Origin of the sequence: Streptomyces sp. NPDC048734, from assembly GCF_043198675.1 — a bacterium.
GTDB lineage: Bacteria > Actinomycetota > Actinomycetes > Streptomycetales > Streptomycetaceae > Streptomyces.
The window spans coordinates 796,834-818,034 of record NZ_JBICUZ010000002.1 but is presented as its reverse complement, the minus strand read 5'-3'; the positions used below and the strand labels follow the sequence as shown (position 1 = coordinate 818,034).

General features: G+C 72.1%; 22 protein-coding genes. 13 read left to right on the top strand and 9 right to left on the bottom strand.

Annotation, left to right across the window (positions count from 1 at the left end; translation table 11 throughout):
* Window positions 1-14 precede the first annotated feature (14 nt).
* Window positions 15-506 carry a hypothetical protein gene (locus tag ACGFQC_RS08925; RefSeq protein WP_363088930.1) on the top strand — a complete coding sequence of 164 codons (492 nt, stop codon included), beginning with the start codon at window positions 15-17 and terminating at the stop codon, window positions 504-506.
* On the opposite strand, the gene ACGFQC_RS08920 is transcribed toward ACGFQC_RS08925, so the two are convergent.
* Window positions 449-733, bottom strand: a complete 285-nt coding sequence (locus ACGFQC_RS08920; protein WP_363088931.1) for a DUF397 domain-containing protein — start codon at window positions 731-733, stop codon at window positions 449-451. The two genes, ACGFQC_RS08925 and ACGFQC_RS08920, sit on opposite strands and share 58 nt — an antisense overlap.
* Window positions 730-1,593, bottom strand: coding sequence for a helix-turn-helix transcriptional regulator (locus tag ACGFQC_RS08915; RefSeq protein ID WP_363088932.1), 864 nt, complete (start codon window positions 1,591-1,593; stop codon window positions 730-732). Before ACGFQC_RS08915 ends, ACGFQC_RS08920 begins: the two co-directional genes overlap by 4 nt.
* Window positions 1,594-1,728: 135 nt before the next feature.
* On the opposite strand from ACGFQC_RS08915, the gene ACGFQC_RS08910 reads away from it, so the two are divergent.
* A complete protein-coding gene (locus ACGFQC_RS08910; RefSeq protein WP_363088933.1) occupies window positions 1,729-2,178 on the top strand; it encodes an ATP-binding protein in 450 nt (149 codons plus the stop codon).
* Here the strand turns inward: ACGFQC_RS08910 and ACGFQC_RS08905 are convergent.
* The 3 genes from ACGFQC_RS08905 to ACGFQC_RS08895 all read right to left on the bottom strand — a co-directional run bounded on the left by ACGFQC_RS08905 (window position 2,175) and on the right by ACGFQC_RS08895 (window position 5,552).
* Window positions 2,175-2,819: a methyltransferase domain-containing protein gene (locus tag ACGFQC_RS08905; protein WP_363088934.1), complete on the bottom strand. Its 645-nt coding sequence runs from the start codon at window positions 2,817-2,819 to the stop codon at window positions 2,175-2,177. The two genes, ACGFQC_RS08910 and ACGFQC_RS08905, sit on opposite strands and share 4 nt — an antisense overlap.
* A 67-nt stretch (window positions 2,820-2,886) precedes the next feature.
* Window positions 2,887-3,147 carry a hypothetical protein gene (locus ACGFQC_RS08900; protein WP_363088935.1) on the bottom strand — a complete coding sequence of 87 codons (261 nt, stop codon included), beginning with the start codon at window positions 3,145-3,147 and terminating at the stop codon, window positions 2,887-2,889.
* An 86-nt stretch (window positions 3,148-3,233) separates the two neighbouring features.
* On the bottom strand, window positions 3,234-5,552 hold the full coding sequence (locus ACGFQC_RS08895; protein WP_363088936.1) for an ATP-binding cassette domain-containing protein: 2,319 nt from the start codon (window positions 5,550-5,552) through the stop codon (window positions 3,234-3,236).
* Window positions 5,553-5,614: 62 nt separating this feature from the next.
* On the opposite strand from ACGFQC_RS08895, the gene ACGFQC_RS08890 reads away from it, so the two are divergent.
* Window positions 5,615-6,643: a WYL domain-containing protein gene (locus ACGFQC_RS08890; protein ID WP_363088937.1), complete on the top strand. Its 1,029-nt coding sequence runs from the start codon at window positions 5,615-5,617 to the stop codon at window positions 6,641-6,643.
* Window positions 6,644-6,754: 111 nt separating this feature from the next.
* Here the strand turns inward: ACGFQC_RS08890 and ACGFQC_RS08885 are convergent, their stop codons facing one another.
* On the bottom strand, window positions 6,755-6,958 hold the full coding sequence (locus ACGFQC_RS08885; protein ID WP_003974443.1) for a cold-shock protein: 204 nt from the start codon (window positions 6,956-6,958) through the stop codon (window positions 6,755-6,757).
* Between the two features lie 300 nt (window positions 6,959-7,258).
* Here ACGFQC_RS08885 and ACGFQC_RS08880 point away from each other — a divergent pair, with 300 nt between their 5' ends.
* The 5 genes from ACGFQC_RS08880 (at window position 7,259) to ACGFQC_RS08860 (ending at window position 12,527) form a co-directional block, all read left to right on the top strand.
* The gene (locus tag ACGFQC_RS08880; protein ID WP_363088938.1) at window positions 7,259-8,107 is read left to right on the top strand and encodes a menaquinone biosynthesis protein; all 849 of its coding nucleotides are present in this window, start codon (window positions 7,259-7,261) and stop codon (window positions 8,105-8,107) included.
* Window positions 8,108-8,195: 88 nt separating this feature from the next.
* Complete coding sequence (locus ACGFQC_RS08875; protein ID WP_363089109.1) at window positions 8,196-9,920, top strand: serine/threonine-protein kinase; 1,725 nt, start codon at window positions 8,196-8,198, stop codon at window positions 9,918-9,920.
* 67 nt (window positions 9,921-9,987) lie between these two features.
* Window positions 9,988-10,794 (top strand): A24 family peptidase, encoded by an 807-nt coding sequence (locus ACGFQC_RS08870; protein ID WP_363088939.1) that lies wholly within the window; start codon window positions 9,988-9,990, stop codon window positions 10,792-10,794.
* A 73-nt stretch (window positions 10,795-10,867) separates the two neighbouring features.
* The gene (gene mqnC / locus ACGFQC_RS08865) at window positions 10,868-12,067 is read left to right on the top strand and encodes a cyclic dehypoxanthinyl futalosine synthase (protein ID WP_363088940.1); all 1,200 of its coding nucleotides are present in this window, start codon (window positions 10,868-10,870) and stop codon (window positions 12,065-12,067) included.
* Between the two features lie 7 nt (window positions 12,068-12,074).
* The gene (locus ACGFQC_RS08860; protein ID WP_363088941.1) at window positions 12,075-12,527 is read left to right on the top strand and encodes a hypothetical protein; all 453 of its coding nucleotides are present in this window, start codon (window positions 12,075-12,077) and stop codon (window positions 12,525-12,527) included.
* Window positions 12,528-12,553: 26 nt separating this feature from the next.
* On the opposite strand, the gene ACGFQC_RS08855 is transcribed toward ACGFQC_RS08860, so the two are convergent.
* Window positions 12,554-13,606: a chitinase gene (locus ACGFQC_RS08855; RefSeq protein WP_363088942.1), complete on the bottom strand. Its 1,053-nt coding sequence runs from the start codon at window positions 13,604-13,606 to the stop codon at window positions 12,554-12,556.
* Between the two features lie 307 nt (window positions 13,607-13,913).
* On the opposite strand from ACGFQC_RS08855, the gene ACGFQC_RS08850 reads away from it, so the two are divergent.
* The 4 genes from ACGFQC_RS08850 to ACGFQC_RS08835 all read left to right on the top strand — a co-directional run bounded on the left by ACGFQC_RS08850 (window position 13,914) and on the right by ACGFQC_RS08835 (window position 18,690).
* Window positions 13,914-14,303, top strand: coding sequence for a hypothetical protein (locus ACGFQC_RS08850; protein ID WP_363088943.1), 390 nt, complete (start codon window positions 13,914-13,916; stop codon window positions 14,301-14,303).
* A 19-nt stretch (window positions 14,304-14,322) separates the two neighbouring features.
* The gene (locus ACGFQC_RS08845; protein WP_363088944.1) at window positions 14,323-16,644 is read left to right on the top strand and encodes a glycosyltransferase; all 2,322 of its coding nucleotides are present in this window, start codon (window positions 14,323-14,325) and stop codon (window positions 16,642-16,644) included.
* A 225-nt stretch (window positions 16,645-16,869) separates the two neighbouring features.
* Window positions 16,870-17,964, top strand: coding sequence for an acyltransferase (locus tag ACGFQC_RS08840; RefSeq protein WP_363088945.1), 1,095 nt, complete (start codon window positions 16,870-16,872; stop codon window positions 17,962-17,964).
* A gap of 30 nt (window positions 17,965-17,994) precedes the next feature.
* Complete coding sequence (locus ACGFQC_RS08835; protein ID WP_363088946.1) at window positions 17,995-18,690, top strand: demethylmenaquinone methyltransferase; 696 nt, start codon at window positions 17,995-17,997, stop codon at window positions 18,688-18,690.
* A 72-nt stretch (window positions 18,691-18,762) separates the two neighbouring features.
* Here the strand turns inward: ACGFQC_RS08835 and ACGFQC_RS08830 are convergent, their stop codons facing one another.
* Window positions 18,763-19,101 (bottom strand): PASTA domain-containing protein, encoded by a 339-nt coding sequence (locus ACGFQC_RS08830; protein WP_363088947.1) that lies wholly within the window; start codon window positions 19,099-19,101, stop codon window positions 18,763-18,765.
* A 118-nt stretch (window positions 19,102-19,219) separates the two neighbouring features.
* Complete coding sequence (locus ACGFQC_RS08825; RefSeq protein ID WP_363088948.1) at window positions 19,220-19,726, bottom strand: GNAT family N-acetyltransferase; 507 nt, start codon at window positions 19,724-19,726, stop codon at window positions 19,220-19,222.
* 97 nt (window positions 19,727-19,823) lie between these two features.
* On the opposite strand from ACGFQC_RS08825, the gene ACGFQC_RS08820 reads away from it, so the two are divergent.
* On the top strand, window positions 19,824-21,110 hold the full coding sequence (locus ACGFQC_RS08820; protein ID WP_363088949.1) for a geranylgeranyl reductase family protein: 1,287 nt from the start codon (window positions 19,824-19,826) through the stop codon (window positions 21,108-21,110).
* Window positions 21,111-21,201: the final 91 nt, after the last annotated feature.

The window sequence follows — 21,201 nt, the reverse complement described above, 5'->3', positions numbered from 1 at the left end:
CACGGCCGGGGAGGATGCCGGTCGTGAACGCCATCGAGTTCTTCCACCACCCGTCGGCCGACAGCCCCGCCCACCCGGACCAACGGGTGTGGGGCATCCGCGTCGACGGGACGGACCTGCGCACCCTCGTCGGGGAGGCCACGTACCCGCTGTGGCGGGCCGAACTGGCGGGGGAGTTCGACGACGAGGCCGAGGACGAGAGGGAGACCACCGAACAGGTCCGCGTGCAGCACGACGGCCTGGGCGTGACGGAGTTCGAGGACCACTTCCGCACGGCGGGGGACACCGTCCCGCTCCTCGGCTGCTCCTGCGGCATCTGGGGCTGCTGGCCCCTCATGGCCAGGGTCACCCTCACCCCCACCACGGTGACCTGGTCGTCCTTCCGCCAGCCGTACCGCGAGCAGTGGGGGGAACTGGCGATGGGCCCGTACGAGTTCCCCCGCGACGCCTACGAGGCCGCGCTGGCGGCTCCGCCGGTGCTGGACGGGGACCCGCTGCTGCCGTAGGGGAGGAAGCGCGCCCAGGCAACGGGGGAGAGGCTCAGGGCGGGACCGCCGGGATTCTTGGAGTCACGGACGTGGACGGTGGTGGGGCAGGCGGCGGCTTCGAGGCAGTCGCCGCCCTCGCCGCCGCTGTAGGTCGACTTCCGCCAGGTGTAGGCGGCTTCGAGGCAGTCGCCGCCTTCGCCGTCGCTGTAGCTGGACTTGAACCAGGTGAGGTTCTCGCTGCTCATAGCTCCTCCAGCTTCTTCTCGATCAACGTGCGGGTTTCTCTGGGCGAGAGAGCCATTGCCCGCATGATTCCATAGCGTTCAGCGATCTTCCGGACCTCTTCCGGGTCCGTGATCAGCCGGGGATAACCCTGTGCCTCCGTATACGCCACCTGTGTGTGCTTCTTGGGGGTCAGAAGGTTGAACGCATTGCCCAGGTTGGGGTGTTCCTCCACTTTAGTCGGCATTACCTGGATCTCTACGCTTCGCATGACGCTTACTGCCAGCAGCCGTTGCAATTGCTCCCGATGGACCTCTCGTCCGCCGATCGGCCGGTCCAGCACCACCTCCTCGATCACATAGCTGATGACTGGTGCGGGCCAGCGCTCGAACAGCCTTTGCCGTGTTAGCCGGTCGGTAACCCGCTGCTCGATCGTCTCCTCGCTCAACAAAGGGCGACGCTTGGCGAACACGGCGTGCGCGTGCCTCGATGTCTGGAGAAGCCCGTGCACGGCGTGATTGGCATAGAAATGCAGCTCAACCGCCTCCGCCTCCAGCGCCGCGTACCCCCGGTACCACTCCGGATGCCGCGTCCGGACCCTGCTCATCGCCTCCCGCACCTCGGGGATCGCGTCGGCGAGCATGCCCCCGGCGTCCAGTAGGGCGTCCGCCTTCTCCAGCACCTCCGGCCGGATCAGCCGTACCCCCCGCTCCATCGAGGAGATGGCGTCCGGGCCGTACCCGACCAGCACGCCGAAGTCCTTCTGCGTCAGCCCCTTCCGTTCGCGCAGCCGCTTCAGCATCTTGCCGAGCGCCGTGAACAGTCCCGTCGTCCCGTCGGACTCCGCCGGTGTCTCCGGCCTCCGCTCGCGTTCTTCCTGCATGTCACCCCACCGCCTTCGCACGTGCCCATGAGCGCTCCGACACCCCGTACGCGCACCTCCCCGCAGTCGTACGGCTACGGAGAGTCGCCGAGTCGCCCCTGGTCAGGGTAGGGACAACGGGCCACGCTCGGTGATGTGAACTCCGAAATCTCCACCCAGACCTCAACCACCCTCGGGGAACTGACCCTCCGTTTCAGCTCCACGCCGCGGGGTGCCCGGCTGGCCCGGCGGCTGACGGCGCAGCAGCTCGACGCCTGGGGGCACCCGCACGGCGGGGACGCCAACGACACCGCGCAGCACGTCGTCGCGGAGCTGGCGGCGAACGCCGTGACGCACGGCCGCGTGCCGGGGCGGGACTTCGAACTCCGGCTGCTGCTCCTCCCCGAGGACACCCTCCGCGTCGAGGTGAGCGACGCGCGGGGCGACCGGCGGCCGCGGATCGTGACGGAACCGGACGCGGAGGGCGGCCGGGGCCTGGTGCTGGTCGCCGTGCTCGCCAGGACGTGGGGCGTCGACGAGCGGGAGCCGGGCAAGACGGTGTGGGCGGAGATTTCCCTCGCCGCCCGGAGGAGGACCGCCCGCTAGGCGCGGGCGATCAGGTAGGCCTGGGGCACCTTCTCGTCGAGGTCGGGCTCCGGTGCGCGGACCGTGCGGGACCGTACGGAGAAACCGGCGTCGGTGAGCAGTTCGGCCATGGCCTCCGGCCGGCGGCGGTGGAAGTCCAGGGAGACCGGGTGGCCCCACGGCCGGTCGTGGTGCTTGGGCTCGTCGCCGACCTGGAAGGCGAGGAGGGCGTGGCCGCCGGGCCGCAGGACGCGCCGGAACTCGGTGAAGAGGCGGGGGAGTTCCTCCACCGGTGTGTGGATCGACGAGTACCAGGAGACGAGGCCGTCCAGTGAGCCGTCCTCGTGGGGAAGCTCCAGCATCGAGCCCCGCTCGAACCGGATCCCCGGATTCTCCCGCCGCGCCACCGCCAGCATCGACTCCGACAGGTCCAGCCCGGACATGGACAGTCCCAGCGACGCGAGGTGCCCGGTCACCCGCCCCGGCCCGCAGCCGAGATCGGCCACCTCCCCGCCGGGGCCGACGAGTTCGGCGTACACCGCGAACACGGCCCGGTCCCACGGGAGCTTCGCGTGCAGGTCACGGAAGCGGTCGGAGTAGTCCTCGGCGACGGCGTCGTAGAAGGTGCGGGTGGCGGTGAGGAAATCGGGGGCTTCGGTCATGCGCGGGACCGTAGCCGGTCCCTCCGACACCGGCCCGGCGGCGGCGCCGAGGCCGGTGCGGAGCCCGCTATTCCGGGGATTCGCCGGACTCCCCGGTCTCCCCGGGCCCCCCGCGCCCCCGCGCGACGCCCGCACCCGCCCCGGCGCCGACGGCCATGCCCAGGCCCATGCCGAGGGAGAGGCCGAGGCCGAGGTTGTGGAAGACGGTCAGTCCGAGCGCGACGCCGAGGGCCGTGCCGATCCCGAGCCCGGCAGCGAGGCCGGCCGGCACGGCGGCCGCGGCCCCGGAGTCGTCGGAAGTGCCGTTCCCTTCCTCGCCGTTGTCCATGTGATCCCCCGTGTTCCGTCCGGTCGCGTACCGTCCTGCGAAGTGCGGGCTCCATTGTCGCGGACGGCCCCGCCGGGCGGCGCCCATCAGGCCGGGGGAGCCCCGCCGGCCACGTCGTCCGAGGCCAGGGCCCGGCAGGTCGGTGTCGAGCGGCCCGTGTAGTCGGCGACTCGGCCTTCGTAGAGGACCCTTCCGCCGTGGCGGCCGGGGCCGGGGCCGAGGTCGATCAGCCAGTCGGCCCGGCGTACGACGTCCAGGTTGTGCTCGATCACGACGACCGTGTGGCCCCGCTCGACGAGCCGGTCCAGGACGTGCAGGAGCGTGTCGACGTCGTCCATGTGCAGCCCGGTCGTGGGCTCGTCCAGGACGTAGACGGTCGGACGGTCCGCCCGGCGCAGTTCCTTGGCTGTCTTGATGCGCTGGCATTCCCCGCCCGACAACGTGTTCAGGGTCTGGCCCAGGCGCAGGTATCCCAGTCCGACGTCGGCGAGGGGGTGCAGGGCGTCGGTGACGGCCGGGTCGGGGAGCCGGGCGACGGCCTGGTCCACGGTGAGGTCGTCGATGTCGGCGATCGACAGGCCGTCCACCGTGTGGGCCAGGGCCTCCGCGGTGAAGCGGCGGCCGTGACAGGTGTCGCAGACGACCTCCTGGCCGTCCAGGAAGGCGAGGTCCGTGTACAGGACCCCGAGCCCCTTGCAGTCCGGGCAGGCCCCCTCGGAGTTGGCGCTGAACAGGGCGGCCGGGACCCGGTTGCGGCGGGCGAACAGCGCGCGGAGGGCCGGGGCGACACCCGTGTACGTGAGCGGCGTGGAGCGCCGGCCGGTGCTCACCGGCCGCTGGTCGATCACCGTGGCGGCGTGCTGCTCCGCCAACTCCCCCGCCAGACTGGACTTGCCGGAGCCGGCGACCCCGGTGAGGACCGTCAGCACTCCGGTGGGGACCCGCACGGTGACGTCGCGCAGATTGTTGCGGCGGGCGTCCGTCACGGTGAAGTGACCCGTCGGGCGACGGGGGTCGGGCGCCGGCGGCCGACGCCGGGTCAGGGCGCGACCGGTCGGGGTGCCGGCCTTCCGCAGCCCCGCGAACGGCCCCTGGAACACCAGTCGCCCGCCCGCCGCACCAGCGCCCGGCCCGATCTCCACGATCTGGTCGGCGTGCGCCATGACGGCGGGGTCGTGCTCCACCACCAGCACGCTGTTGCCGCTGTCGCGCAGCCGCTCCAGCAGCCTGATCATCGACTCCACGTCGGTGGGGTGCAGCCCCACGGTCGGTTCGTCCACGACGTACGTCATCCCGGTGAGGCTGGAACCGAGGTGCTTGACCGTCTTGATCCGCTGCGACTCCCCGCCGGAGAGCGTCGGGGTCGCCCGGGCGAGGGTGAGGTGACCGAGCCCGATCGTGTCCATCGCCTCCAGCCGGGCCGTGAGCGCCTCGACCACGGGCGCGACCCGGGCCGAGGTGATTCCGCGGACCAGGCCCACCAGTTCCGTGATCTCCATGCGGGCCACCTCGCCGATCGTGCGGCCCCGCACGGTCACCGCCCGTGCCGCCTCGTTCAGCCGGTCACCGCCGCACTCCGGGCAGGCCCGCGCCCTGGTGAAACGACGGATCGTCTCCCGTTTGCGGTCCGACAGGTGGTCGGAGGTGTGCAGATGGATCCGCTCGAACCGCTCGACGACGCCCTCGTACCCGGCCGGTGGCCGGCGGCCCAGCCGCGCCGCCGCCTCACCGCCGTACAGCAGCGCCTCCCGTTCCGCGGGACTCCACCGCCGCAGCGGGGTGTCCGGGTCGAAGGCGCCGATGTCGGCGTACCGGGAGTACCAGTAGCCGCCGTTGCCGAAGCCGGGCAGCAGGATCGCGCCCTCGGCCAGTGAGCGGTCCAGGTCCAGGAAGCGCTCGACCGCGCTGACCACCACCTCGCCCAGCCCCGAGCAGGTCGGGCACATGCCGGCGGGGTCGTTGAAGGAGAAGCGGTTCGAATCGCCCACCTGCGGCCGGCCGATCCGCGAGTACAGCAGCCGCAGATACGTCCACGCGTCCGTGATCGTGCCGACGGTCGAGCGGGCGTTGCCGCCGATCCGACGCTGGTCGACGACGACCACCGGCGTCAGCCCGCCGATGTGCTCGACGTCCGGGCGGGACCACTTCGGCAGCCGGTTGCGGGTGAACGGCGGGAAGGTCTCGTTCAACTGGTGGCCCGCCTCGGCGGCGATCGTGTCGAACACCAGTGACGACTTGCCCGAACCGGACACCCCGACGAAGACGACCAGACGGTCGCGCGGGATGTCGAGGTCCAGGTCGTCGAGGTTGTGGGTGCGGGCGCGGCGCAGGCCGATGTGCCGCGCGGCGTCACGGTGCCGGGTGACGTGTGGTTCCGGGGCAGCTCCGTCAGTGGTGTGTGCCATGTCTGCCACGCTAGGAAGGGATGTGGCCACATCCTGACCGCAACCGTGGGGAGGATCCGGTCATGGCGGATGTCACCGAGCGCATGCTGGCCCTGCTGTCGACCCTCCAGACCGGCCGGCCCTTCAGCGGGGCGGAACTCGCCCGGCGGCTGGACGTCAGCCCGCGCACCCTGCGCCGGGACGTCGACCGACTGCGCGGCTACGGCTACCCGGTCGAGACCCGGCCGGGCCCCGGCGGCCACTACCGGCTCGCCGCAGGGCGGACCATGCCGCCGCTCGTCCTCGACGACGACGAGGTGGTGGCCGCTTTGCTGGCGCTCGCCTCCCTGGCCGCCGTCGGACCGGCCATGGAGGGCGGAATCGACGACGCCGCGACCCGCGCCTACGGCAAGGTCGACCAGTTCCTGCCCGCCCGGCTGCGCCCCCGCGCCGCATCGATCCGGGCCGGCCTGGAGGCCAGTCCCCAGCACGCCCCGCACGTCACCGCCGAGCGGCTCGGCACCGTCGCCGAGGCCACTGCCCACCGGCAGATCCTGACCTTCGCCTACACCGACGCCCGCGGCCGTCGCACGGACCGGCGAGTGGAGCCGTACCGGCAGGTGCACCACCTCCTGCGCTGGTACCTGCTGGGGTGGGACGTCGAACGGGCCGACTGGCGCGTGTTCCGCCTCGACCGCCTCACCGGCCCGCTGCGCACCGGCGAGCACTTCGCCCCGCGCCCGCTGCCGGCCGAGTCGGCGACGGAATACCTCCGCCAGGGCCTCGGCAGGGGCAGGGAACGGGTCGAGATCCTGGTCGAGGCACCCGCCGCCGAGGTCACCGACGCCCTGCGCTTCCAGGACGCCGAGATCCACGCCACCGGCGCCGACCGGACCCGCGTCACCCTCTCCCTGGACTCCTGGCAGTGGCTGCTCCTCCACCTGGCCTTCCTGGACGCGGACTTCCACATCGTGGCAGGACCGCGCTTCGAGCAGGCCTGCCACACCTTCGCCGGACGCCTGCTGAGGGCGACGGAGGTGCGCGGGAGGACTTCGGGGGAAGGCGACGGTCTCGTCCGTGACGGCAGCACGTGCGGGGGGCGAGGTGCGTGAGGGGACCGCGGTGTGCGCGGGGCCGTCGCGGAAAGGCAGGAGCCCCGTCGCCTTGCGGCGCGGGGCTCCTTGGGTACTGCTCTCAGAGACTTGCGTCAGGGAGTGGTGCGATCAGACGGGGGTGACGTTCTCCGCCTGCGGGCCCTTCGGGCCCTGGGTCACGTCGAAGGAGACCTGCTGGTTCTCCTCGAGCGAACGAAAACCCTGCGCGTTGATCGCGGAGTAGTGGACGAAGACGTCGGGGCCGCCGCCCTCCTGGGCGATGAAGCCAAAGCCCTTTTCGGCGTTGAACCACTTCACGGTTCCGGTAGCCATAAGCCCTCCTTGGGCCCAAAGGGTTGCCCTGCTCCAGAACCCTGCAAGCGTGAAAGCTAGTGCCGCACAACTGCATACGTCTGAAAACGACGAGAGCCCGCGGTTACATGCTCCGCAGGCTCTGTACTGCAAGGGAAACCAAACTGCAACTTGCGGGCGAGCCTAGCACGCGGGCAGCCGAAAGCAACAGAGGTCAAGATCACGTCGCCCGGACGTTTGAAGATCCGGTAAAGGGAGTTGACGTCTGCCGTCGCAGGGGGTGGCCTCCGCAGGCTACCGGACGGGGTCTATCGTCGCGATGTGGACAATTCTCGCACCCGGCCGCGCGTCGGCCACATCCAGTTCCTGAACTGCCTGCCCCTGTACTGGGGGCTCGCGAGAACCGGCACCCTCCTCGACTTCGAGCTGACCAAGGACACCCCGGAGAAGCTCAGCGAGCAACTGGTGCGGGGAGACCTCGACATCGGGCCCGTCACCCTCGTCGAGTTCCTCAAGAACGCCGACGACCTGGTCGCCTTCCCCGACATCGCCGTCGGCTGCGACGGTCCCGTCATGTCCTGCGTCATCGTCTCGCAGGTGCCGTTGGAGGAACTGGACGGCGCCCGCGTCGCCCTCGGCTCCACGTCGCGCACCTCCGTGCGCCTGGCCCAGCTCCTGCTCTCCGACCGCTACGGCGTCCGGCCCGACTACTACACCTGCCCGCCCGACCTCAGCCTGATGATGCAGGAGGCCGAGGCGGCCGTCCTCATCGGCGACGCGGCCCTGCGGGCGAACCTGCTGGACGGACCGAAGTACGGCCTCCAGGTGCACGACCTCGGCACGCTCTGGAAGGAGTGGACCGGCCTGCCGTTCGTCTTCGCGGTGTGGGCCGCCCGCCGGGACTACCTGGAGCGCGAGCCGGTCATCACCCGCAAGGTCCACGAGGCCTTCCTCGCCTCCCGCAACCTCTCCCTGGAGGAGGTCACCAAGGTCGCCGAGCAGGCGGCCCGCTGGGAGGCCTTCGACGAGCAGGTCCTGGAGCGGTACTTCACCACGCTGGACTTCCGCTTCGGCCCCGCACAGCTGGCGGCCGTCACCGAGTTCGCCCGCCGCGTCGGCCCGACCACGGGCTTCCCGGCCGACGTGAAGGTGGAGCTGCTCCAGCCGTAGCGCAGGCTCTAGGCTGCTGGCGGCCCCACGGGGGCTGCGGGGCCACGGGCCCACGGGTCTACGGGTCTACGGGGGAGGGGTGGACGTGATGCAGCCGCTCGGTGCCGACGAACCCACCGAGGTGGGGCCCTACCGGCTGCTCGGCCGGCTCGGTTCCGGCGGGATGGGCCGCGTCTACCTGGGCCGCAGCGCCGGCGGCCGCACGGTCGCCGTGAAGATCGTGCACCCGCACCTCGCGCTCGACGAGGAGTTCCGCGCGCGCTTTTGGCGCGAGGTCGACGCCGCCCGGCGGGTGGGCGGCGCCTGGACCGCGCCGGTCCTGGACGCCGACCCGGCGGCGGACGTCCCCTGGGTCGCCACGGCCTACGCGGCCGGGCCCTCGCTGGCCGCGGCGGTGGCGGGCGGCGGCGCGCTGCCCGAGCACACGGTGCGGGTGCTGGGAGCGGGCCTCGGCGAGGCGCTCGCGGCCGTCCACGGGCTGGGCCTGGTGCACCGGGACGTGAAGCCCTCCAACATCCTGCTCACCGTCGACGGCCCCCTGCTGATCGACTTCGGCATCGCCCGCGCCACGGACGGCACCGCGTCCCTCACCTCGACCGGCGTCTCGGTCGGCTCCCCCGGCTACATGGCCCCCGAGCAGATCCTCGGCGAGAGCGTCACCGGCGCGGCCGACGTCTTCTCCCTCGGCGCGGTCCTGGCGTACGCGGTGACCGGCGAGCCCCCGTTCCCCGGCGACTCCTCGGCCGCCCTGCTCTACAAGGTGGTCCACGAGCAGCCCGAACTGGGCCGACTGGACGGGGACCTGCGGGACCTGGTCGCGGCCTGCCTGGCCAAGGACCCGGCCGCCCGGCCGGCCCCCGCCGAGGTCGCCCGCCGGCTCGCTCCGCAGGGGGCGGCCCGGCTGGTCGCCTCCGGCTGGCTGCCGGGGAGACTGGTGGAGCAGGTGGGGCGGAGCGCCGTACGGCTCCTGAACCTGGAGGCGACGACGGGGGCGGGCACCGGGGCGGAGCCGGTCTCCGGGCCGGTCGGCTTCAGCAGTGCCTCGGTGGGGTTCGGCAGCGCCTCGGCGGAGGAGGCGCGGGCATCGCCGGAGGAGGCGCGGGCTTCGGCCACGGTGGGGGAGTTCGGGCCGCCGCCGGTGATGCCGGGTGCGACGCCGGGTGCGACGCCGGCCGTCCCCGTGCCGCGGGTCGCCGACGGTGACGGTGACGGGCGGCCGGGCAGGGTGTCCCTCTCCCTCGCGGCCGCCGCGACGCCCGGCGAGGGCGGGCGCGGGCGGCGGCTGAGCTGCACCCTGGCGCTCGCGGTCGCCGGCGCGCTGGCTGCGGTGACGGTGGGCTCGGTGTTCGTCCTCGACCTGATGCCGGGCTCCGGTTCCGGCTCCGGCGACAAGGACAGCGCCGCGGGCAGCGACGCGTCCACCCCGGCCCCGGCGGGCACCGCGCCCCCGGCCGCGTCCGGGGCGGTGCCCGCCGCCTACGTCGGCACCTGGGAGGGCCAGGGCAGCGGCCTGGGCGGCCGGCTCCCCATGGGCACCTTCCGCCTGACGGTGGAACAGGCCGCCGTGGGGGAGGAGTTGGGGCGGCTGCGCCAGACGGACGTGCTCGGCGGCGTCTGCCTCGACGTCCTGACGCTGAAGAAGGTGACCCCGCAGGAACTGACCGCCACCTCCGTCGGCGCGACGACCAACCACAGCGGCTGCAACCCGGCCGCCCACACGGTGCGGTTGACGCGCACGGGCGACGACCTGACGTACCGGTCGGAGAGTTCGGCCGAGGGCGACCCGGTGGCGCGGATGTCCAGGGTCGAGTAGCCGAGGAGCGGGTGCGCGGCCGGGCGGCGAAGGCACCGGCGACGAGCGAAGAGGGAGGGGGAGTTCCTTGACCGGCGTACCGATCGACGCGCTGCTGATCGCCCTCGCCGTGGTGTGGGGCGCGGCGGCGGGAGCGGTGCTGCCGCGGGCGGCGTACCGGCTCTCGGTGGAACTGCAGGAGGAGGGGGACGGGGACGGCGAGGGGGTGGACGCGGGGGAGGTGCCCGGCTTCGTCGATCCCGGCCCGCGCCGTACCTGCCCCACCGGCCACCCCCTGCGCGGCTGGCTCGGACCCGCGCGCTGTCCGGGCTGCCCCGGCACGAACCCGCCGTACGGCCCCGGTGCCCTCCGCCTCTCCCTCGTCACCGCGCTGCTCTGCGCAGGCCTGGCGCTCGCCACCGGCGTCCGGCCCGAGCTGGCCGTGTGGCTGGCGCTGACGCCCGTCGGGGTGCTGCTCGCGGCCGTCGACCTGCGGGTGAGGCGGCTGCCCGACCCCCTCACCCTGCCCCTCGCGGCCGCCGCCCTCGCCCTGCTCGGCGTGGCCGCGCTGCTGCCCGAGCACGCCGGTGACTGGACGACGGCCCTGCTGGGGTCCCTCGCGCTCGGCGCCGGCTACCTCGTGCTGCATCTCGTCAACCCCGGTGGCATGGGCTTCGGCGACGTGAAACTCGCCCTCGGCGCGGGCGCCGTCCTCGGCTGGTACGGCTGGGCGACGGTCATGCTGGGCACCCTCGCCGGGTTCCTGTCCGGCGCGCTGTACGGCGGCGTGCTCCTGCTCGCGGGCCGGGCCGGGCGCAGGACGGCGATCCCGTTCGGGCCGTTCCTGATCGCCGGCGCCTGGGCCGGCGTGCTGATGGGGGCGTACGCGGCCTGAGGTGAGCCGGTCACAGGCGCTGGCGTAGGCTGGCCGGGTCCGTCCACAACCCTTGACGAAAGGGACGCTCCCGGTGACCGAGAAGACCGACCTCCAGTCCGTCCTCGACCGTGCCGCCGAGGGTGGGCGGATCACCCCCGAGGAGGCGCTCGCCCTCTACCGCGACGCGCCCCTGCACGCGCTGGGCGCCGCCGCCGACGCCGTGCGCCGCCGTCAGTACGCCGGCATCGAGCACATCGCGACGTACATCATCGAGCGGAACATCAACTACACGAACGTGTGCGTCACGGCGTGCAAGTTCTGCGCCTTCTACGCGGCGCCGAAGGACACGGCCAAGGGCTGGACCCGCGACCTGGACGACATCCTGCGCCGGTGCGCGGAGACCGTCGAACTCGGCGGCACCCAGATCATGTTCCAGGGCGGACACCACCCGGACTACGGCGTGGAGTACTACGAGAAGCACTTCTCCGCCATCAAGAAGGACTTCCCGCAGCTCGTCATCCACAGCCTGGGGGCGAGCGAGGTCGAGCACATGGCGCGGATCTCGAAGGTGTCCGTCGAGGAGGCGATCACCCGGATCCACGCCGCCGGGCTCGACTCCTTCGCCGGGGCCGGCGCCGAACTGCTCCCCGCCCGCCCGCGCAAGGCGATCGCCCCGCTGAAGGAGTCCGGCGAGCGCTGGCTGGAGATCATGGAGATCGCGCACGGTCTCGGCGTGGAGTCCACGTCGACCATGCTGATGGGCACCGGCGAGACCAACGCCGAGCGCATCGAGCACCTGCGGATGATCCGTGACGTACAGGACCGGACGGGCGGCTTCCGGGCCTTCATCCCGTACACCTACCAGCCCGAGAACAACCACCTCAAGGGCCGCACCCAGGCGACCCTCTTCGAGTACCTGCGGATGATCGCGATCGCCCGCCTCTTCCTCGACAACGTCCGTCACATCCAGGGCTCCTGGCTGACCACGGGCAAGGAGGTCGGCCAGCTGTCGCTGCACTACGGCGCGGACGACCTCGGATCGATCATGCTGGAGGAGAACGTCGTCTCCTCCGCCGGCGCCAGGCACCGCTCCAACCGCCTGGAGATCATCGACCTGATCCGCAAGGCGGGCCGCGTCCCGGCGCAGCGCGCGACGACGTACGAGCACCTCGTCGTGCACGACGACCCGGCGAACGACCCCGTCGACGAGCGCGTCGTCTCCCACATCTCGTCCACCGCGATCGAGGGCGGCACCGCGCACCCCGAGCTGAAGCTGCTGGCCTCCAACTGACCCGCCCGTGCTGACGATCCACGCCGCGGACGAGGTCCGTCACGTCTGGGACGACGACCCGGCGCCGATCGAGGGCGGCGCCGTCGCCGTCCAGGGCACCCGGGTCGCGGGCGTGGGGCCCCTCGCGGAGCTGGAGCGGCGGTTCCCCGGCGCGCGCGTCCGGCGCTGGCCCGGTGTGCTCGGCCCCGCCCGCCTCCACGAGGGCCCCCTGCCGGACGCCCCGAGCCCGCGCGAGCGCGTCCACGCGGTGCTGAAACTCGGCGCGGTGGCTGTCCTCGCGGAACACGCCGGCTCCCCTGAACTCCGGGCCGCCGCCGAGCGGGGCGGCGTCGTCGTGCTGCCGCTGGCCCGGCCGGCCGCGATCACCGAGACCGGCCGTGCCGACCTCGCCGTCTTCGACGCGGACGGCGCGTGCCTCGCCACCGTGTGCGCGGGGCGGCTGGTGCACCGGCGTCGCTAGGGCGCGACGGCCGACCGGGCGCCACGTCACCCGGAGAGGGCCTCCGCGAACGCACCCGAACTCTGCTCCACCCCGCTGCAGTTGGTCAGCGCGTCGTCCGTGGCGGTGCCCTCCTCGCACTGCTGGTCCCGGAACGTCGACCACATCGACACCCAGGAGATGCCCTTCTCCTCGGCGAACGCCCGCACCTGCGCGGCGTCCGCCAGCGTGAACGTCTCGCCCGCGACGTCGTTGACGCCGATCATCGAGGTGAGCGCCATGCCCTTCCAGGCGTCGGCGTCCGCCGTGCCGAAGACCTCCTTGAGCTGGGCGTGCGCGGCGGTGGCCGAGGTGACGGCGTACCCGCCCATGTCCCCGGCGTACGACTCCCCGTAGTTCATCGTCATCAGGTTGACGGCGGACACCTGGACGTCGTACTTGTTCGCCGAGGTCAGCAGCGCGAGGCTGTCGGAGTCCAGCCCTGACGGCATCACCGGGAGGGTGAACGAGACCTCCAGGTCCGGGCGTTCCTCCTGGAGCGCGGCTATCGCCCGCGAGCGCAGGGCGACCGAGTCGGCGTCGGTCAGCTCGTCGCCCTCGATGTCGAAGTCGGCCTGGGTGGAGCCGGCCGCGTCGAGCGCCGCGCCGTAGGCCTCGGCCAGCTCCGCCACGCTGTCGCAGGTGGCCGCCAGTTCCTTGCCGGACGCGCCGCCGAAGGAGACCCGCGCCGAGGCGCCCGTCGCGGTGAGCGCGGCGACCCGTGCGGCCACGGTCGCGTCGTCGACCGCGTAGGCGCCGTTCCACTCCGGGGTGCAGCCACTGCCGCCGGAGATGACGAAGGCCAGGTTGTACGTCGAGGGGGAGCCCGCGGTGTCGTTGGCGGAGGCCTCCGCGGCACTGACGTAGGGGGCGTACGACGTGCCGGACGTGCCGGACGTGCCGGACGTGGCGCCGGGACTGGGACCGGTACTGGCTTCGGTGCTCTGTCGCGGTGTCGCGGATGCCGCGTCCGACGTGCCGCCGGACCCCGCGGAGCATCCCGCCATGGCCAAGGCAAACAGGCAGGTGAGCCCGGCCGCCGGCCTCAGGAAACTCCTCATTGCGCATGCACCCGCTCTCGTGATTTCTGTCTCAGGACGGAAACAAAGACCGTTCCCGAACTCGAAATGTCTCACATTCGGGCGACCCGCATCGAGACGTCGAACGCACAGCCATTCAATGGACAAATGTGATCACAAGCGGACTGTTTGACGCCCAAAAGGGGCGATCGGTCCGCCGCTTTCGCGGGTCGGTCACGTGGTCGTTCGCCCTTTCTCTCAGGCAAGAGACAGGTTCGGCCGTTCTTCATGGCTGTCTCACAAGAAGACCAGAGTTCGGGGCACATAAAGGCTCCCTAATATCCGGGGAATGCATTCCGAGCCTGCCATCGAAAGCCGTGCCGCCGCTCGCGGTCGCCGTCGCAAACGCGGCAACGACTCCGCCGCCGAGGGCCCCGTGTTCGTTGACAACTCCGGACGCCGGTCCAGGCTGCTGCGCCGGATCGGCCTCCTCACGGGCGTCGGTTGCCTCGTCTACGCGGCCGTCCTCGGCGCCGCCTTCATGGGCTGGGGCACCTCGCTCAACCCGTCCTCGCTGCTGCCGTTCGGCGGCAACGCCCAGGAGGGCCAGGGCCCCGGCGGGATGCGCCCGGACGGCGGCCTCGGCAACCAGATCGGCCTGCCGGGCGGCACCCCGCCCACCGGCACCGCCTCCCCGTCCCCCTCCCCGTCCGTCTCCGCCTCCGCGGCCGCCAACTGACCGGAACGCAGCCACCCCCATGACGACGACTCCCTCCCGCGGCCGGCGCCGCGCCCCCTCCCGCATCGGACGGGCGGCGGGCAAGGCCGCGGCCCTCCAGAAACCCCGCGTCATCCTGGCGGGGCTGCTGCTGCTCGCGCTCACCAGCGTGATGCTGCTCGACGGCTACCTGCGCGCCGAGGTCGGCGGCGACCAGCGGGTCCGCACCGGGGCCAGCGCGAGCAAGGTGCCCGACGCCGTCCTCGACGGCGGGCCGATCCTCACCTTCCGCGGCGGCCGGGCCACCACCGTCTCGGTGCCGGACAAGACGATCGCGCTCACCTTCGACGACGGCCCCAACCCCACCTGGACCCCCCAGGTCCTGGAGATCCTCGAGAAGTACGACGTGCCCGGCACGTTCTTCCTGGTCGGGTCGATGGTCTCGCGCTACCCGGGCATCGTGAAGGACATGGTCGACCAGGGCAGCGAGGTGGGCATCCACACCTTCACCCACGTCGACCTCTCCTACCAGAGCGACGCCCGCGTCGACCGCGAGATGCAGCAGACCCAGCTGGCGCTCGCGGGTGCGGCGGGCATCACCACCACGCTGTTCCGCGCTCCGTACTCCTCGAAGACGGACGCCATCGACAACTACAGCTGGCCCGTCTACCAGCGGCTCGGCGAGGACGGCTACACCAGCGTCTTCGTCGACACCGACAGCGACGACTGGAAGCGGCCGGGTGTCTCCAAGATCATCGAGTGGGCCACGCCGGAGGACGGCAAGGGCGCCTCGGTCCTCTTCCACGACGCGGGTGGCGAGCGCTCCCAGACCATCGCCGCGCTGCCGGCGTACATCGAGAAGATGAAGGCGGCCGGCTACACCTTCACCACCATCAGCGGCGCGATGCAGGAGGAGCGCGCGGCGGCCCGCGAGTCCTCCGGGCAGCAGGAAGCCGGTGCCGGTGCCACGGACGAGGCTGCTGCCGGGGCTGCCGGGGCTGCCGGGGCTGCCGGGGCGGGTGCGGCGGACGGGGCCGGCGGGGCCGCGGCCGGGCTCCAGGCCGCCCACCGTGAGGCCACCGGGATGTCCCTGTACGAGGGCAAGGCGCTCGTCGCGGCGGTCGCCGTCGCCGAGTGGACGGTGCCGACGCTCTCCGTCGGCCTGGCCGTCGTGGGCGTGGCCGTCATGGGCCGCTTCGGGATGATGCTGATCCTCGCCCGCCGCCACCACCGCAAGCGCAACAGACGCCGCTTCAGCTGGGGACCCACCGTCACCCGGCCGGTCAGCGTGATCGTCCCGGCGTACAACGAGAAGGAGTGCATCGCCAACACCCTGGAATCACTGGCGCGGAGCACCCATCCGATCGAGATCATCGTCGTGGACGACGGATCGACGGACGGCACGTCCGAGATCTCCCGCGAGGCGGCCGAGGCCCTGGGCATGACGAACGTCCGCGTCATCCGCCAGGAGAACGCGGGCAAGCCGGCCGCCCTCAACAACGGTGTCCGCAACGCCAGTTGCGACATCGTCGTGATGATGGACGGCGACACGGTCTTCGAACCCGACACCGTGCGGCATCTGGTCCAGCCGTTCGCCGACCCGAAGGTCGGCGCGGTCGCCGGCAACGCCAAGGTCGGCAACCGCAACACGGTCATCGGCGCCTGGCAGCACATCGAGTACGTCATGGGCTTCAACCTCGACCGCCGCATGTACGACCTGCTGCGCTGCATGCCAACCATCCCCGGCGCGATCGGCGCCTTCCGCAGGGACGCCGTCCTGGAGGTCGGCGGCATGAGCGAGGACACCCTCGCCGAGGACACCGACATCACCATCGCCATGCACCGCGCCGGCTGGAACGTCGTCTACCAGGAACACGCCCGCGCCTGGACCGAGGCCCCCGGCTCCCTCAAGCAGCTGTGGTCCCAGCGCTACCGCTGGTCCTACGGCACCATGCAGGCCCTCTGGAAGCACCGCAAGTCCCTCACCGACAAGGGTCCCTCGGGGCGCTTCGGACGCGTCGGCATGCCGCTGGTCGTCCTCTTCCAGATCGTCACACCGGTCTTCGCCCCGCTGATCGACGTGTTCACCGCCTACTCGATGATCTTCATCGACTTCCGGGCCTCCCTGCTGGCCTGGCTCGCGGTCCTGGGCGTACAGCTCGTCTGCGCCGCGTACGCCTTCCGCCTCGACCGCGAGAAGTACCGCTACCTGCTGATGATGCCGCTCCAGCAGCTCGCCTACCGCCAGATGATGTACCTCGTCCTCATCCACTCCTGCATCACCGCCCTCACCGGCGGCCGGCTGCGCTGGCAGAAGCTCAAGAGGACCGGCGAGGTCGGGACCCCGGCCGGGGTGAGCTGAGTGGGGGCGCACAGCAGGGGCGCGGCCCGCGGCCCGGCTCACGGCCCGGCCCGCGGCACGGCACGGCGGGCCGCCGTCACGGAGAACCCGTCCGGTTCCGGTCATGGTTCCGGTCCCGGTCCCGGTCCCGGCCTCGGTTCCGGCCTAGGTTCCCCTCCCGGTCCCGGCTCGGGCTTCGACTCCGTCACGGACACGGCTCCCCTGCTCGCGGTGGGGGCGCCGCCGATGGGACCGCCGGATGCGGGGGCGCCGGATGCGGGGGCGCCGCCGGTGGCGGGGCCGCGGGCGGCCGGCCGTGACCGCTATTTCGACAGCCTCCGGGCCCTCGCCCTCATCCGGGTCGTGGCGTACCACACCTTCGGCTGGGCCTGGGCGGGCCTGGTTTTCCCCTCCATGGGCGTCATGTTCGGCCTGGCCGGCACCCTGATGGCGAAGTCCCTGGAACGCCCGGCGCTCACGGTGGTGCGCGGCCGCCTGCGCAGACTCCTGCCGCCCTTCTGGTTCTGGGGCGCCTTCGTGGTCGTGGCGATGCTCCTCCACGGCTGGATGCCGGACTGGCGGATCGTCTACTGGATCGTGCCGCTGGGCGATCCGCCGGGCAACGCCTGGGGCGAGCAGGCCTGGGAGATCCTCTGGTACCTGCGCACCTACCTGTGGTTCGTGCTGCTCTCCCCGCTCCTGCTCCGGCTGTTCCGCCTCGCCCCGGTCCCCGTCCTGGCCGCGTCCCTCGCCCCGGTCCTGGTCCTGAACTTCGCCTGGGCCGGGCCGGACAACCGCGTCGGCACCGCCCTGTGGGACCTGTCGACGTACCTCTTCTGCTGGATGCTCGGCTTCGCCCACCGCGACGGCGTGCTCCAGCGCGCGAAACCGGCCCCGGTGGCCGTCCTCTCCCTCGCGGCCATGGCGTACGGCGGCTGGTACGCCTTCGCGCACCGGGCCGAGTACGGCACCTACGACCTGGACGAGAACCCGCTCGCGCAGGCCTTCTGGTCGGCCGGCTTCGTGATGCTGCTGATGTGGGCGAAGGCGTACTTCCGGATCGACTTCGCCGGGCTCACCCGGCTGGGGCGCCTGAACCGGCTGGTCTCCGTCTTCAACGCGCGCGCGGTGACGATCTACCTCTGGCACGAGATCGCCCTGGTGCTGGCGGTCCCGCTGATCGACCGGTTCTGGGACGTGCCCGCCTTCGAGGCGTACCTGCCGCTGGAGAGCCAGTGGTTCCTGTTCGCCGTCGGCTGGCTGCTGATCGTGGTGTTCGTGCTGCTGGGCGGCTGGGTCGAGGACGTGGCCGCCCGGAAGAAGCCGAGGCTGCTGCCGTGAGGGCCGGCCCCCTGCTGCCACAATGGGCGGGTGACCCGTGCTTCCCTGAACAAGCAGCCCCACGAAGTCGCCTCGATGTTCGACCGCGTGGCGGAACGGTACGACCTCACCAACGACGTCCTCTCGCTCGGCCAGGACCGCAGGTGGCGCAAGGAGGTCGCGCGCGCCGTCGACGCCCGCCCCGCGCAGAAGGTCCTCGACCTGGCGGCGGGCACGGCCACCTCCTCCCTGCCCTTCGCCAGGACCGGCGCCTACGTCGTCCCCTGCGACTTCTCCCTCGGCATGCTCCAGGTGGGCAAGCAGAAGCACCCCTGGCTGCCCCTCACCGCGGGCGACGCGACGAGGCTGCCGTTCAAGGACGACACCTTCGACGCCGTCACCATCTCCTTCGGGCTGCGCAACGTGCAGGACTTCGACGCGGCCCTGCGGGAGATGCACCGGGTGACGCGGCCCGGCGGACGGGTCGTGATCTGCGAGTTCTCGCACCCGACCTGGGCGCCCTTCCGCCAGGTCTACACCGAGTACCTGATGCGCGCCCTGCCCCCGGTCGCCCGCGCGGTGTCCTCCAACCCCGACGCGTACGTCTACCTCGCCGAGTCCATCCGCGCCTGGCCCGACCAGCCCGCCCTCGCCGAGCACCTGCGCAAGGCCGGCTGGTCGAAGGTCGCCTGGCGCAACCTCACCGGCGGGGTGGTCACCCTGCACCGGGGCTTCAAGGAGGACTGACCGGCGGACCGGCCGGCGACGGGCGGACCCGTGAGCGGCCCGGCCGCAGGCCGGCGGGTGCCGGGCCGGCCCTCAGCACCTGACCGGTTCGAAGGGATCCCGCGGCGCGGCCAGTCCGCGCCGCACCCCGCCTCCGCCCGGCGCCGGCAGCCGTGGTTCGCGGACGCCCGCGCCGCCGCCCTCCCCCTCCGCGAAGTCGAACCACACGGTGACGACCGTCCCGCGCGGCACCTCGGCACCGGGCGGCGGGTACTGCCGTACGACGTGGTCGACGACGGCCCGGTGGAAGTCGGGCCGGTCGGGCGCGGCCGGCAGCACTCCTTGCGGGGCGGCCGCTTCGCGCGCGTCCACGGCCATCAGACCGACGAGCCTCGGTACGCGCACCTCGGGTGTTTCGGGCCGGATGAGCACGGACGTCACCCCCTGCGGTACAGGAAGGGTAGCCGCGCGAGGAGTCCGTCGGAAGCCCCCGGTGCCTTTCCGTGACGATCGACTACTCACGGCCACGTAAATGGAGTTGGGTCCTCCGTTACAGGTCCAGCCGGTAGCAGTGCGCCTCCCGCCGTGACTCGGGGGTGGTGAACACGTCGGCGAGCCGCATGCCGAGCCGCCGGGTCACGGCGATGGACCGGGCGTTGGACGCGGCGACCATGGCCACCACGCTCGGCACCCCCGCCTCCCGCACCCGTTCCAGCGTCATCCGCGCCGCCGCCGTGGCGTACCCCTGGCCCCAGTGCTCCCGGCCGAGCCGCCAGCCGATCTCGATCTCACCGGTCGGGCCCCACTCCCGGTCCCAGGGCTGGGCGCCGGTGAAGCCGACGACCCGCTCGGACCCGTCGAGCATCGTCCACAGGCAGAACCCGCGCTCGGCGTCGTGCCGGCGCTGGCGGGCGGTGAGTTCCTCGTAGACCGAGAGCCCCGCGGAACGGCCGCCGTGGAACTCCATGACCTCCGGGTGGTCGAAGACCCGGTGCCACGCCACCGCGTCCTCGTCCGTGGGGACGCGCAGCCGTACTACGGGCGGAACTCGGTTCACGGGGCAGCCCTTCAGCAGGTTGATCGATGCTCCTGAATAGACTGCCCGTGTCCAGTGCCGGTCGGCACGCGATTCCGAACCTTGGGGAGAACCCGCCGTGACCGAGCCCCTCTCCGAAAACACCGCCGATGTGATCGTGGTCGGCGCGGGGCCGGCCGGCTCCACGACCGCGTACCACCTCGCCAAGGCCGGCCTCGACGTACTCCTGCTGGAGAAGACCGAGTTCCCGCGCGAGAAGGTCTGCGGCGACGGCCTCACCCCGCGCGCCGTCAAGCAGCTCGTCGCCATGGGGATCGACGTCTCCGAGGAGGCCGGCTGGCTGCGCAACAAGGGACTGCGCATCATCGGCGGCGGCGTCCGCCTCCAGCTGGACTGGCCGGATCTCGCCTCCTTCCCGGACTACGGCCTCGTCCGCAAGCGCGACGACTTCGACGAGCAGCTCGCCCGCCAGGCCCAGAAGGCGGGCGCCCGGCTCTACGAACGCTGCAACGTCGGCGCCCCCGTCGTCGACGACCGCACCGGCCGGATCACCGGCGTGCACGCCAAGCTCGGCGAGGAGAAGCGTGAGGTCACCTTCCGGGCCCCGCTCGTCGTCGCCGCCGACGGCAACTCCACCCGCCTCTCCCTGGCGATGGGCCTGCACCGCCGCGAGGACCGCCCCATGGGCGTCGCGGTGCGCACCTACTTCACCAGCCCCCGCCACGAGGACGACTACCTCGAGTCCTGGCTCGAACTCTGGGACCGGCGCGGGCCGGGCGAGGACCGCCTGCTGCCGGGCTACGGCTGGATCTTCGGCATGGGCGACGGCACCTCCAACGTGGGCCTGGGCGTCCTCAACACCTCCGACTCCTTCAAGGAACTGGACTGGCGCGAGGTCCTCAAGGCCTGGTGCGCCTCCATGCCCGAGGACTGGGGCTACACGCCGGAGAACATGACCGGCCCCATCCGCGGGGCCGCGCTGCCGATGGCCTTCAACCGCCAGCCGCACTACACGCGCGGGCTGCTGCTCGTCGGTGACGCCGGCGGCCTGGTGAACCCCTTCAACGGCGAGGGCATCGCCTACGCCATGGAGTCCGGTCAGCTCGCCGCCGACGTCATCGTCCAGGCCCACGCCCGCTCCACCCCCGCGGGACGCGAACTCGCCCTCCAGCGCTACCCCCGCGTCCTCAAGGACACCTACGGCGGTTACTACACGCTGGGCCGCGCCTTCGTGAAGCTCATCGGCAACCCGAAGGTCATGAAGATCGCGACCCAGCGCGGCCTGACGCACCCGCTGCTGATGAAGTTCACGCTCAAGATGCTCGCCAACCTCACCGACCCCACGGGCGGCGACGCGATGGACCGCATCATCAACGGCCTGAGCAAGGTGGCACCCAAGGCCTGACAGGACGCACGGGGCCGGGCGGCCACCCGACCGCACGGCCGTGGCCGCGCGTCCTCGCACCCCCGGAAACCCCGAAGGGAAAAACCGGCAG

Bases quoted from the DNA above. Each gene is read 5' to 3' on its own strand.
- ACGFQC_RS08925 (WP_363088930.1), top strand. From the start codon at position 15: ATGCCGGTCGTGAACGCCATCGAGTTCTTCCACCACCCGTCGGCCGAC.
- ACGFQC_RS08920 (WP_363088931.1), bottom strand. From the start codon at position 733: ATGAGCAGCGAGAACCTCACCTGGTTCAAGTCCAGCTACAGCGACGGC.
- ACGFQC_RS08915 (WP_363088932.1), bottom strand. From the start codon at position 1,593: ATGCAGGAAGAACGCGAGCGGAGGCCGGAGACACCGGCGGAGTCCGAC.
- ACGFQC_RS08905 (WP_363088934.1), bottom strand. From the start codon at position 2,819: ATGACCGAAGCCCCCGATTTCCTCACCGCCACCCGCACCTTCTACGAC.
- ACGFQC_RS08900 (WP_363088935.1), bottom strand. From the start codon at position 3,147: ATGGACAACGGCGAGGAAGGGAACGGCACTTCCGACGACTCCGGGGCC.
- ACGFQC_RS08895 (WP_363088936.1), bottom strand. From the start codon at position 5,552: ATGGCACACACCACTGACGGAGCTGCCCCGGAACCACACGTCACCCGG.
- ACGFQC_RS08890 (WP_363088937.1), top strand. From the start codon at position 5,615: ATGGCGGATGTCACCGAGCGCATGCTGGCCCTGCTGTCGACCCTCCAG.
- ACGFQC_RS08885 (WP_003974443.1), bottom strand. From the start codon at position 6,958: ATGGCTACCGGAACCGTGAAGTGGTTCAACGCCGAAAAGGGCTTTGGC.
- ACGFQC_RS08875 (WP_363089109.1), top strand. From the start codon at position 8,196: ATGCAGCCGCTCGGTGCCGACGAACCCACCGAGGTGGGGCCCTACCGG.
- ACGFQC_RS08855 (WP_363088942.1), bottom strand. From the start codon at position 13,606: ATGAGGAGTTTCCTGAGGCCGGCGGCCGGGCTCACCTGCCTGTTTGCC.
- ACGFQC_RS08850 (WP_363088943.1), top strand. From the start codon at position 13,914: ATGCATTCCGAGCCTGCCATCGAAAGCCGTGCCGCCGCTCGCGGTCGC.
- ACGFQC_RS08845 (WP_363088944.1), top strand. From the start codon at position 14,323: ATGACGACGACTCCCTCCCGCGGCCGGCGCCGCGCCCCCTCCCGCATC.
- ACGFQC_RS08840 (WP_363088945.1), top strand. From the start codon at position 16,870: ATGGGACCGCCGGATGCGGGGGCGCCGGATGCGGGGGCGCCGCCGGTG.